At 31.6% G+C, this 12,335-nt stretch carries 11 protein-coding genes; 1 reads left to right on the plus strand and 10 read right to left on the minus strand.

Features of this window, described 5'->3' with window-relative positions:
- Positions 1-2 precede the first annotated feature (2 nt).
- From CD127_RS07100 to spxA, 5 genes are all read right to left on the minus strand, one after another.
- Positions 3-383 carry a hypothetical protein gene (locus CD127_RS07100; protein WP_103366244.1) on the minus strand — a complete coding sequence of 127 codons (381 nt, stop codon included), beginning with the start codon at positions 381-383 and terminating at the stop codon, positions 3-5.
- 436 nt (positions 384-819) lie between these two features.
- A complete protein-coding gene (gene pepF, locus CD127_RS07105) occupies positions 820-2,628 on the minus strand; it encodes an oligoendopeptidase F (RefSeq protein WP_103299184.1) in 1,809 nt (602 codons plus the stop codon).
- Positions 2,629-2,691: 63 nt separating this feature from the next.
- Complete coding sequence (locus tag CD127_RS07110; RefSeq protein WP_103366245.1) at positions 2,692-3,651, minus strand: competence protein CoiA; 960 nt, start codon at positions 3,649-3,651, stop codon at positions 2,692-2,694.
- Between the two features lie 99 nt (positions 3,652-3,750).
- Complete coding sequence (gene mecA, locus CD127_RS07115) at positions 3,751-4,470, minus strand: adaptor protein MecA (RefSeq protein ID WP_103299182.1); 720 nt, start codon at positions 4,468-4,470, stop codon at positions 3,751-3,753.
- Between the two features lie 192 nt (positions 4,471-4,662).
- Positions 4,663-5,058, minus strand: a complete 396-nt coding sequence (spxA, locus tag CD127_RS07120) for a transcriptional regulator SpxA (protein WP_103166349.1) — start codon at positions 5,056-5,058, stop codon at positions 4,663-4,665.
- 290 nt (positions 5,059-5,348) lie between these two features.
- Here spxA and trpS point away from each other — a divergent pair, with 290 nt between their 5' ends.
- Positions 5,349-6,338 (plus strand): tryptophan--tRNA ligase, encoded by a 990-nt coding sequence (gene trpS, locus CD127_RS07125; protein ID WP_103366246.1) that lies wholly within the window; start codon positions 5,349-5,351, stop codon positions 6,336-6,338.
- A gap of 87 nt (positions 6,339-6,425) precedes the next feature.
- On the opposite strand, the gene CD127_RS07130 is transcribed toward trpS, so the two are convergent.
- The 5 genes from CD127_RS07130 to opp3b are packed head-to-tail and all read right to left on the minus strand — an operon-like array spanning position 6,426 to position 12,139.
- Positions 6,426-8,084, minus strand: coding sequence for a peptide ABC transporter substrate-binding protein (locus CD127_RS07130; protein ID WP_103366247.1), 1,659 nt, complete (start codon positions 8,082-8,084; stop codon positions 6,426-6,428).
- Positions 8,085-8,111: 27 nt separating this feature from the next.
- Positions 8,112-9,056 (minus strand): ABC transporter ATP-binding protein, encoded by a 945-nt coding sequence (locus CD127_RS07135; protein ID WP_103366248.1) that lies wholly within the window; start codon positions 9,054-9,056, stop codon positions 8,112-8,114.
- Positions 9,046-10,128: an ABC transporter ATP-binding protein gene (locus tag CD127_RS07140; RefSeq protein ID WP_103366249.1), complete on the minus strand. Its 1,083-nt coding sequence runs from the start codon at positions 10,126-10,128 to the stop codon at positions 9,046-9,048. The genes CD127_RS07135 and CD127_RS07140 overlap by 11 nt, the downstream gene beginning before the upstream one ends.
- Positions 10,129-10,145: 17 nt before the next feature.
- On the minus strand, positions 10,146-11,213 hold the full coding sequence (gene opp3C / locus CD127_RS07145; RefSeq protein WP_103366250.1) for an oligopeptide ABC transporter permease: 1,068 nt from the start codon (positions 11,211-11,213) through the stop codon (positions 10,146-10,148).
- Entirely contained in the window at positions 11,213-12,139 is a 927-nt protein-coding gene (gene opp3b, locus CD127_RS07150; protein WP_103366251.1) for an oligopeptide ABC transporter permease, read from the minus strand. Before opp3b ends, opp3C begins: the two co-directional genes overlap by 1 nt.
- Between the last annotated feature and the right edge of the window lie 196 nt (positions 12,140-12,335).

Below are 12,335 nucleotides of genomic sequence, written 5' to 3' on the forward strand. Positions count from 1 at the left end.
TTCTATTTAGTTACTTTATCTTTCGACACAGCTTCCCCTTCTACTTCATCATCACCATAAGTCATATAAGGTGGTCTATAAACGTGAACTTTACTACCGTCTTTAATTATGTATGGTTTTTCATTCCCGTCACTTAAGATGTGTTCATATACGTTATCTAAACTTGTTCTTTCGATATGTGGTTTATGTTGCTTATCTAAATACTTAATTTCAACATTAGGTGAATCTTCATCTCCATCATTTAATACTTCGTAATAAACATATTCATATTTTTTAGAGTCTTTACTCTCTTTAGATGGCTCCTTTTGTTCTCCTGAATCACCACATGCTGCTAATAATACAGCTAAACAAATGATACTTATTAGTGAAATAAATTTTTTCATTCATACGCCTCATTTCATTGTTTTTTTATAAAATTATCCATATTTCATTTTAACAATAACTTATTAAAAATCAGTAATGTTATATTAATTATTTCATTAATATTCGGTGTGAATATAATACTGGAAAATAACAACGTAAATATAATTTTATTTCTAGAAAGTTTAAATTAAAAAAAGTAAATAATTAAAGAGTTTCATAATAAAAAAGATTGATAGAAAGGATTTAAAAAAAGATATAAAAAAACGCCGTGTCTGATTACACGACGCTAAACAAAGGGGATGGGAGAAATTTTTCACTTCAAACAAAGGGGTATGTTTGTTATGTGATTAATTTCATGTTCATAATATAACACGCTCAAATAGGTGTTTCAATAATTACATCCCCGAAAATTAAAATTGTCACAAACTTGACAAATTGAAAACGGATACAGTTCATTTACGCTTTCATAAGTTTTTCAAATGCGTCTAATTTTTGTTCAAATACTTCACATGCTTGTTCAATAGGCTCTGGAGTAGTCATATCTACACCAGCATTTTTAAGAATTTCTATTGGATAATTTGAACTACCTTTTTTCAAGAATTCATTAATATATCTTTCAACAGCTGGTTTGCCTTCTGTTAAGATTTGGTGACTTAAACTTTGAGCAGCACTGTAACCAGTTGCATATTGATATACATAGTAATTCATATAGAAATGAGGAATACGAGACCATTCTTTACTGATATTGTCATCAGTTTCTACTACATCACCAAAGTATTGTTTATTTAATTTAGCGTATTCTTCATTCATACGTGTAGAAGTAAGTGGTTCACCCGCTTCTTCAATTTGGTGAATTTTGTGTTCAAATTCAGCAAACATTGTTTGACGGAATAATGTTGCTCTGAATCTTTCTAATTCTTGGTTCAATAATAATAAACGATGTTCATCATCTAAGTGTTTATCCATATAATCACTTAATAATGCTTCATTACATGTAGAAGCAACTTCTGCCACGAAAATTGAATAATCACTAGAGTTAGATGGTTGGTTTTTACGACTAAAGTAACTGTGTGCTGAGTGACCAAATTCATGGACAAGTGTATATAAATCAGATACAGTATCTGACCAATTTAATAAAATAAATGGATTGGTTAAGTGAGCACCTGATGAGTAACCGCCTGAACGTTTACCTTTATTCTCGTAAACATCAACCCAACGATTATCAAGACCTTCTTTAACAACGTTTAAATATTCTTCACCCATTGGTTCTAACGCTTTTAACATCCAGTCTTTTGCTTCATCATATGGCATTTCGAATTTAACGTCTTTAACTAATGGTGTATATAAGTCATACATTTTTAAATCTTCAATGCCTAAAAGTTCTTTACGTAATTGCGTATATCTATGCAATAATGGTAAATATTTGTGTACAGTTTTAACTAAGTTATCATACACTTCTTCTGGAATATGATTATTACTTAAAGCGCGCTCACGAGCTGATTTATAGTTATGTGTACGTGCATTGAAAACGTTCTTTTTAACTTCACCAGCTAAAGTTGCACCTAAAGTATTATTATATGAACCGTAACCTTTATAAACGTTATTATATGCAGATTGACGTAATTCACGATCGTCAGATTCTAAATATTTAATAAATGTACCTTGAGTTAATGGATGTTTGTTACCATCTTTATCCACTGCATCTTCAAATTCTAAATCAGCATTACTAAACATGCCGTAAACATTTTCAGGTGTTGATAAAGCATCTTGTACTTCTGTTAATAGTTTTTCTTTTTCGGCATCTAAAATGTGTGGACGTTTTTCATTAATTAATTTCAAATCAAATTCATAACGTTTTAAATCTTCATTTTCATTAACGAATGATTTTAATTTATCTTCATCAATTTGTAGAATTTCTGGAACTAAGAAACTCCATGCTGAACTAATTTTAATAATTAATTGATGCGCACGAGATTCAAAACCAGTGTATTTATCATTTGATGTGTCTTGGTCTTGTTTTAAGTGTGCATAAACATAAACTTTTTCAAGTTTTGTTTCAATTTCATCGTCTAATGCTAAAGCATTGTATAATGTTTCTGCACTGTCACCTAAATGACCTTTAAATTGTTCTTCTTTTCCAAGGTATCCTTCAACTTCTTTTAATGCACTTTCAAATGCATCATCACTTTCAAAAATAGTTGTTAGATCCCAAGTGTATTCAGGATATTTACGTTCCTGTTCTTCTCTTGTTAATTGTTGACTCATAAGTAAACCTCCTATACTTGCTATTGATTCAATTTTCTCATTAAATAGTTTATATTGCACGTCTTAACTACTATTAGCCACATTAATATAGGCATGTATAAGTTCAGAAGTAAGAGAAAGTGGATCATAATTATTCAAATAGAAATGTCTAAATCTTAAGTACTTTATAAGTGAATCTTTGGATAAGTTGTTTTGATATTTTAGGAGGTTTAATTGAAGCTGCCATTGAACTGGATGATTTTCAATGTAGAGTTGTTGAGGAAAAATAAAGCCCGAAGAGTTACAGACATCTATATCCGTCATTCTAAGCTGATACATCGCGCTTAAAGTGGGTTCTAATACTGAATTTTTGCGACGACATTGTTGAATATATTTGATAATTTTGTCGTTAGATAGCTTAAAAGTGTGGCAATACACTACAGTTTCATCATCTTTAATATTATTCATTTGTAGTAATTCTTTTTTAGCTAAAAACTTTCTTCCTTCTAAATGCTGAATCTGGCTATATTTATACAATGCTTGCTTACTTCTATCCCATGTAATAAGCGTTCGTGTAAGAAGATTAATAAAGTATGCTTGAAACGTATTAAGATATAAAACGCCCTTATAATACTTACTATCTTCTATAACCCAAACCACCTCTACGCCTAAACTCTTAAAGCCTAATGAGCGTTCTCTAATTTCTTGCAAACTAATTCTTGAGAATTGAATCTCCATAGCAATCTTCGAATCTATTAAAATATCTGGATACTGCATTATCGTTGGACAGTAAGGTTCTATTTCTAAATTATAACCATGCTGTTTTAATAAATTTGCGATAAAAAATTTAGTATAATAGTGTTTTTCAGTTTCTGCTTTAGCACATTTTCTATGTACATTACTTTTATGAGCATAATGCGTAGTTACTTTGGTCCCCTTTTTTAAAATGAGTTCTGTCTTACAATAGGGACAAAAATAGTCATTCCCCTTTAAAGCCTCAGTTGCACTCACACGTTCCCCATGTTGATTAATTGCTACTAACATTTGGTCACCTCATATATATAAACGTGTGAAGTGGTGGTTTTACTTTTCAAAATACAAAAAAATCGAAGCACTTATCGTACTTCGATTCGTAATTACAATTTATTCAGCTGCGTCTGTAAAATAACGACGAACTTGTGATGTCACATTATGACTCATAATAATCTTAGCGTAATCATTTAAATAAACTTCTGTTCTGTCAGTTGGCGTAGCAAATTCTAATAATTGGCTATAACTGTCATTAATTGTTTCTTGATTAACAGAATCATCAAAGTGAATTGCGTAATAATAATTTGATTCATGCATGTATAATAAATCTTCGAACTCATCTGTAGCTTGATTATTATGGTAAGCATAATTAATCACTTGCTCTAAATCGTCAAATTTAACAATTATTGTTCTTATACGAGCATGTGGTTTAGAACGTTTGCGCTCAGCTTTTTGAGCTTGTTTCTGTTGAGCACGTTGTTCAAATAAATCTTCAATACTTTCTTCTTGTTCTAATGTATTCGCTAGCAATTCATTTACTTGTTCTTCAAATTGCTCATTCGCATCTTCGTCAGACATGTGCATTGCATCTTCATTTTTAGATTTAGAAATCGTTACTTCCACACCCTTTTCAAAGGCATGTACTTGAATCCATAATGGGCCTTCAACAACAAAGTCTTCTTCTTCATTAATTTCATCCATCATAGACCAAAAGAATTCTTCACCGCGTTTGCGATTAGTCCATAAATCTTCACGGCTAAATCCACGTGCTTCGATATCACTATATGTTATAAACAATTTGACTGTTGTATCATCAACGCGTTCTATTCTCATATCATCTCACTCCTTACAGTCGATGAATAGTAACCATATTGTATTAGAACGTAAGGTAAATTACAATCTATTTGTTTGATTAAATTTCACTATTAAATATTCAAGGTTTATACTAACATATTCCCTTTTTTAGTTACAAAAAACAGCACTATAGCAAGTGCTGTTAAATATAAATAAATTTAGTTTTTAATTTTAGTCTACTAAACGTTGTGCTTCTTGTAATTGGAATGTACGAACTTTTCTTGGTAAGAAACGTCTAATTTCATCTTCGTTATAACCAACTTGTAAACGTTTTTCATCTAAGATAATTGGGCGACGTAAAAGACCAGGATTATCTTGGATAATAGAATATAAATCTTGTAATGGTAAAGAATCAATATCCACGTTTAATTTTTGGTAAGTTTTAGAACGAGTTGAAATAATTTCGTCTGTACCGTCTTCAGTCATTTTTAAAATTTGTTTAATTTCATCAATTGTTAAATGTTCAGAAAAAATGTTACGCTCCGTATACGGAATGTCATGTTCTTGTAACCATGCTTTCGCTTTACGGCAAGATGTGCAACTTGGTGAAGTAAATAATGTTACCATACATCTCACTCTCCTATTGAATGAATAATATTCATTATTTTAAAATTTATTGATTAAGAATATTTACTTTCTTTAGTTCTCTTAACCTTACACAGTTATTATAACCATCTAACATTAAAATTAAATGAGAAAATCCTAATTTTTCAGAGAAATCTTAAATTTTCTAAAAATTCTTTATAGAGCCTCTTGAAAAATCAATGTGTACTTATATAGTAACATATCTTACATTTTAAAGAAATACTGTTATAATTTAGATAATATGAATTATTAAAAGAAAGTAGGCATCAAATATGGAGACATTATTTTCAGGAATTCAACCCAGTGGTATCCCTACAATCGGTAACTATATTGGCGCATTAAAACAATTTGCAGATGTCCAAGATGATTATGATTGTTTCTTCTGTATCGTGGATCAACACGCAATTACAGTACCACAAGATAAAATCAAGTTACGTAAACAAATACGTCAACTTGCAGCAATTTATTTAGCGTCAGGCATTGATCCAGAGAAATCAACATTATTTATTCAATCTGAAGTCCCTGCGCATGTTCAAGCTGGTTGGATGCTCACTACGATTTCAAGCGTTGGTGAACTTGAACGTATGACTCAATATAAAGATAAAGCTCAAAAACGTACAGATGGCATCCCAGCAGGTCTATTAACATATCCTCCATTAATGGCAGCAGATATAGTAATTTATAATACGAATATTGTGCCAGTCGGAGAAGACCAAAAACAACATATGGAATTAACACGTAATTTAGTAGAGCGTTTTAATAGTCGTTATAACGATGTATTAGTTAAACCAGAAATTCGCATGCCTAAAGTTGGCGGGCGCGTAATGAGTTTACAAGATCCTACTAAAAAAATGAGTAAAAGTGACGATAACCAAAAAAACTTTATTTCATTATTAGATGAACCAAACGTAGCAGCTAAGAAAATTAAAAGTGCTGTAACTGACTCAGATGGCATTATTAAATTTGACCGCGACAATAAACCTGGTATTTCAAATTTATTAACTATCTATTCAAGCTTAACTAATGAGTCTATTAAAGATTTAGAAGCTAAATATGAAAATGAAGGCTACGGTAAATTTAAAACTGATTTATCAGAAGTAGTGAAAGAATTCTTAATTGATTTCCAAGAAAAATATAATGAGTTTTATAACTCAGACAAATTAGATGACATCTTAGACCATGGTCGCGATAAAGCTCAAAAAGTTTCATTTAAGACATTGAAAAAAATGGAACGCGCTATGGGATTAGGACGTAAAAGATAATAGCACAAATTTAATAGTTTGAATTTCAAAGGTATAATTCAAAGTTAATAAGCCTCGAACTTAAAGTTCGAGGCTTATTTTTATACATTATTTTTCGTCTTTTTTCTTACCAGTTTCACGGTCAATAGATTTGTCTATATAAACATGTTTAAGAGTAGTATCCGGACCGATTTTATGATATTGCAATCCTTTAACTTGAGGATTAGTCAAATGAGCCTCACCTTTTTGATAAATAGGTGCTACTGGTGCATCGTGAAGGAAGATACTTTCCGCTTGTTGTAAAGCTTCATTTCTTTTTTGAGGTTCTTGAAGTAAAGAACCATTTGCTTCTTTAATAAGATTATCAAATTCTTTATTATCCCAATCAGTATTATTTTGAGCATTATATTTTGTCATTGTTTCTAAGAATGCTGTTGGATCAGGATAATCAGGACTCCATCCTGAATATGAAGTTTCATAATTATTTGCTAATTCTAAAGTTACTTTCTGTTTAAATGGCATTTGTTTAATTTTAAGAGTAACACCAGGTAAATTTGTTTCAATTTGTGATTTAATATATTCTGCTGCAATTTTCGCTGCTGGTGTATCTTGAGTATTCATTGTAAAAGTAAATTCTTTTTTACCTAATTCTTTTTGTGCAGTTTCCCAATTTTGTTTTGCTTCTTTAGGATTATATTTTAATGGAGATGAAACTGTACTTGCGAAATCTTTACCATCTGGGGTTTTAGCAGTTCCTATACCTGTAAAATTATCTGAAGCTAAAGAACCATCATTTAAAACAGATTTTACATATCCTTTTTTATTTATAGCTTGAGCAATAGCTAATCTTAAGTGTTTATTTCTAAATTCAGGAACAGTTTTTTCATTCATTTTAATGAAGAATGTAGCTGCAGTTAAACGATGATTTAATGCTTTACTATTTTTGTATTTATTAACCTGCTCCGAAGTTACAATTGTGTCATCAACAGAATTTGTATCATAAAGTGACGCACCAGCCTGTTGATCTTTTAGTACTTTATAATTTACTTTGTCTAATTTAACATTCTTTTTATCCCAATATTTTTCATTTTTTTCTAATTGAATTTTATCTTCTACTTTCCAATTAGTCACTTTAAATGGACCATTATATACTGCTCTATCGGCTTTTGTTCCGTATTGTTCACCATATTTTTTGGCAATTTTAGCATCTTGAGGGTCAAAAGTATTTAATGCCAATAGTTCATTTATATAAGGTACAGGTCTTTCTAAGTCAATTTGGAGTTTATATTTATCTAGCGCTTTAATTCCTAATTCATTCACTGGTTTTTTTCCAGAATTAACTAAGTCAGCATTTTTAATATCACTCATTATGTAAGCAAATTCAGATGCTGTTTTAGGATCTACGACTTTTCTCCATGCATAAACAAAGTCATCAGCAGTCACAGGGTCTCCATTAGACCACTTAGCATCTTTTCTTAAATTAATTGTTAAAGTTTTGCCCCCATTACTTTTTTTAGGCATTTCTTTTGCTACACCTAAAGTAACCTTATCGCCTTTATCTATTGAATATAACCCTTCAAATGATTGTCCAACTATGTCTCCTGATACTGCATCTGTGATTAATGCTGTATCTAACGTACTTATATCTTGTGTAATAACTTTTCTAAAGACTTGTCCATCTTCAGAATATAAACTTTTTTTATTACTACAAGCCGAAAGTACTAAAACTACTATTAATAAAGTTGCTATATATTTTAAAGATTTCATTTTAAATTCATCCTCCTTCCCCGTTTTTTAAACGCTTTGCGCTTGATGTTCTTGTTTTAATTGAGCCGCTTCTTCATCAGTAACAAATACATAATGATCTGGTCTTATTTCTTGAAGTCTTCGCTCTGAATTTTTAGATTCATCTTCTTGATACGCTACACGTTTACGCGTTCTTTCACTATCTGGGTCAGGTTGAGGAATCGCTGATAACAATGATTTCGTATAATCATGTAATGGATGATAATAGATTTCGTCAGCTGAACCTAATTCGACAATTTTCCCAAAATGCATGACTGCTATGCGGTCAGAAATGTATTTAACCATTGATAAATCATGGGCAATAAATAAGAATGTAATTCCTCTTTCTCTTTGGAGTTTCAACATTAAATTAACTACTTGAGCTTGGATAGATATGTCTAGAGCTGAAATAGGCTCATCCGCAATAATAAATTCAGGTTCCACTGCTAACGCACGCGCAATTCCGATACGTTGACGTTGCCCACCAGAAAATTCGTGTGGATATCTATTCGCATGTTCTTTACTTAAACCTACCGTTTCAAGTAAGTCATAAACACGACGTTTACGATCTTTTTTACCACTTGCCAATTTATGAATATCAATACCTTCTGCGACAATATCCATTACTTTCAATCTAGGATTTAATGAAGCATAAGGATCTTGGAATATCATCTGAATTTTTTTATTAAATTTTAATAAATCTTTGCGTTTTGAAATTTTTTGAATATCTTGGCCATCGTATAAAATTTCTCCACTAGTAATGTCATTCAGCTTAATAATTGCTTTCCCTGTTGTTGATTTACCACATCCAGATTCTCCCACTAATCCTAATGTTTCTCCTTTATAGATATCGAAAGAAATGTCTTCAATGGCTCTAACTTCGTTGCGCTTACCTTCGTTAAAGTATTGTTTTAAATTTTTTATTTGTAATAAAGTCTCTTTATTATTCTTCATTGAACGACACCCTTTCTACTTGACGTGGTTTGTCATAATTATTAGGCATATGACGTTGTTTCTGTTTAACCATTGCTGGTGGTTCTACTTTAGGTGCACGTTCATCTAATAACCATGATTTTACAAAGTGAGTCGGTGATACTTTGAACCAAGGTGCTTCTTCTTTGAAATCAATATCCAATGCATACTGACTTCTTCTGGCAAAAGCATCTCCTTTAGGTGGGTGTAATAAATCAGGTGGTGTACCTGGAATTGCGATTAATTCAGTTTCATTACTTGTTGTTAAATCTGGCATAGATGATAAAAGTCCCCAAGTATATGGATGTTTAGGGTCATAGAAAATTTCGTCTACATCCCCTGTTTCAATCATTTGTCCTCCATACATTACTGCTACTCTATCAGCAATATTCGCTACTACACCTAAGTCATGTGTAATAAAGATGATTGAAGTATCAATCTTTTTCTGCAAATCTTTCATTAAATCTAAAATTTGAGCCTGCATTGTTACATCCAATGCTGTTGTTGGTTCATCTGCAATTAACACTTTAGGTTCACATGCTAAAGCTGTTGCGATAACAATTCTTTGTCTTTGACCACCTGAGAATTGATGTGGATATGCTTTGAAACGTTTTTCAGCGTTTGGTAAACCAACTAAATTTAAAATTTCTAATGCACGTTTTTTCGCTTCCGCTTTACTATAATTACGATGCTTAATTAAAGGTTCCATTACTTGCTTCCCAATTTGCATCGTTGGATTGAGTGATGTCATTGGATCTTGGAATATCATTGAGATATCTTTTCCACGTAATTTAATTAATTCTTTTTCAGATTTACTTGCTAAATCTTCGCCAAGAAAATCAATTGAACCTTTTTTAATACGACCCGCATCTCCTTGGAATAACTTTGTAATTGCTTTTGTAGTAACAGACTTACCTGAACCTGATTCACCTACAATAGCTAACATTTCCCCTTTGTTTAAATAAAAATCTACGCCTCTAACCGCTTGCACTTCCCCTGCAGTAATGTCAAAGGAAACATGCAAGTCGTTGACTTCTAATACTCTTTCTGACATAACGTGTGCCTCCTTTATTATTTACGCATTTTAGGGTCAAATGCATCGCGTAAACCATCACTAAATAGATAGAAAAATAAGATTAATAAACTTAAAATTGTTGCTGGAATAAATAATTCATGTGGATGAATTAATAACATGGCACGTCCATCATTAACTAATGAACCGAGTGACGTTTTTGGTGCAGGAACACCAATTCCAATGAAGCTTAAGAATGCTTCGAAGAAAATCGCACTTGGGACAGTAAACATAGATGTTACTACAATAGCCCCTAATGTATTAGGTAGAATGTGTTTGAAAATTAAATTGAATTTTGATGCACCTAATGTTCTTGATGCCATAACAAATTCTTGGTTTTTTAATTTTAAAAATTCACCACGAACGACCCTACTCATTCCTAACCATCCTGTAATTGACATGGCTAGAATAATTGTCCAAATAGAAGGCTCGAAAATAAGTACGAATAAAATTACTACGATAAGATTTGGAATTGAAGCAATGATTTCTAAAATACGTTGCATTACATCATCTACTCGTCCTCCAAAAAATCCTGAAATAGCGCCATATACCACTCCGATAAAAATATCCAATAAGGCAGCTACAATACCAATAACTAGAGATATTTGAGTACCTTTCCATGTACGTGTCCATAGATCTCTACCTAATTGATCTGTTCCAAACCAATAGTTATCTTTAGCGCCTACTTTTGCATATGCATCCTTACCATCAGAACCTGTGCCATCAAATGGTAAAAAATGAACTTTATCTAATACAGGTATTTTTGCTGGAAGATTTCGATAATCTACATTTTGTTCAGCAAAATCATGTTTACTCATCATTGGACCAACTAAAGCTAAAATTATTATTACTATTAAACCAATCATCCCTATTACAGCAAGTTTATTTCGTTTTAGTTGTGTCCATGCATCTTGCCAGAAATTTTTACTTTCACGTTGCATTTCTGGTTCTTTATGTAAATCTAAATCTCTCATTACAAAATCAGAAGCTGCAATTCCGTCAGAGGTATGTGTCAACGCTGCATTTGAATGATCATCAAATGGTTTTTCAAATTTATCATTTGTCATTATTTTTTACCTCCTTGAACACGGATTCTTGGATCAATAACGCCATATAAAATATCAACAATAAAGATAGACACTATAAATAACGTACTGAATAATATCGTTGTAGCCATAATAACTGGGAAGTCATTTGTTGTAATCGATCTAACAAATTGATCCCCTAGCCCTGGAACCCCGAAGATATTTTCAATTGTTAATGTACCAGTTAAAATACTTGCTAACATTGGAACAATAATTGTAATAATAGGAATTAATGCATTTCTTAGTGCATGTCCAAATAATACTCTCATTGAAGAGTTTCCTTTTGCACGTGCTAGTAATATGTAATCTGAGCTCAATACTTCTATCATTTCAGCTCGAATATATCTTGCAACTGTAGCTAAAACAGTAGCCGATAATGCTAATGAAGGTAAAACTGCTGTTGAAAATCCTTCCCAACCTGCTACTGGGAACCAGCGTAAACGTACTGCAAACACATATTGTAAAAGTACTGCTAATACGAATGAAGGTACTGATACAGCAATTACTGAAATGACAGTTGTTGTATAATCCACCCACGTATTTTGTTTAGTTGCTGCAGCTACGCCTAGGATTAAACCTAAAATAACCCCAATAATCATAGCGGTAATACCCATTTCCATTGAAGGAATCAATCTCGGTCTAATAAGCTCCCATACCGGTTGATTATGATATTGAAATGAATATCCAAAGTCCCCTGTGACAACATTTTTCAAATAATGAAGATATTGCACTGCTACTGGATCATTTAAACCATACTTTTCATTAAGTATTGCCTTTTGTTCAGCACTTAATTTCGCATCGTTAAACGGTGAACCAGGCATTAATTTCATTAAGAAAAATGTGATTGTAATGATTATGAAAAGCGATAAAAACATGTATCCCAAACGTTTTAAAATATATCGCGTCATTAAATAACCCCCTTATTGAATTTTCAAAATTAACATTCCCTTCAAAATTTTCAGAAATATTTAGTAACATTATATATATAATTTTCATATAATTGCAATATAATTTTCATAAAATTAAAAAAGTAAGCGTTTAAATAATATTCTTAGTAAGAACTTTGATAATCATTTTTCGCATATCTATAAATAAGAATATATA

This window comes from Staphylococcus petrasii (genome assembly GCF_002902565.1).
Classification (GTDB): Bacteria; Bacillota; Bacilli; order Staphylococcales; family Staphylococcaceae; genus Staphylococcus; species Staphylococcus petrasii.

Coding starts and splice junctions, on each gene's coding strand:
- spxA (WP_103166349.1), bottom strand. CDS start 5,058: ATGGTAACATTATTTACTTCACCAAGTTGCACATCTTGCCGTAAAGCG.
- CD127_RS07100 (WP_103366244.1), bottom strand. CDS start 383: ATGAAAAAATTTATTTCACTAATAAGTATCATTTGTTTAGCTGTATTA.
- opp3C (WP_103366250.1), bottom strand. CDS start 11,213: ATGACAAATGATAAATTTGAAAAACCATTTGATGATCATTCAAATGCA.
- CD127_RS07110 (WP_103366245.1), bottom strand. CDS start 3,651: ATGTTAGTAGCAATTAATCAACATGGGGAACGTGTGAGTGCAACTGAG.
- trpS (WP_103366246.1), top strand. CDS start 5,349: ATGGAGACATTATTTTCAGGAATTCAACCCAGTGGTATCCCTACAATC.
- CD127_RS07130 (WP_103366247.1), bottom strand. CDS start 8,084: ATGAAATCTTTAAAATATATAGCAACTTTATTAATAGTAGTTTTAGTA.
- opp3b (WP_103366251.1), bottom strand. CDS start 12,139: ATGACGCGATATATTTTAAAACGTTTGGGATACATGTTTTTATCGCTT.
- CD127_RS07135 (WP_103366248.1), bottom strand. CDS start 9,056: ATGAAGAATAATAAAGAGACTTTATTACAAATAAAAAATTTAAAACAA.
- CD127_RS07140 (WP_103366249.1), bottom strand. CDS start 10,128: ATGTCAGAAAGAGTATTAGAAGTCAACGACTTGCATGTTTCCTTTGAC.
- pepF (WP_103299184.1), bottom strand. CDS start 2,628: ATGAGTCAACAATTAACAAGAGAAGAACAGGAACGTAAATATCCTGAA.
- mecA (WP_103299182.1), bottom strand. CDS start 4,470: ATGAGAATAGAACGCGTTGATGATACAACAGTCAAATTGTTTATAACA.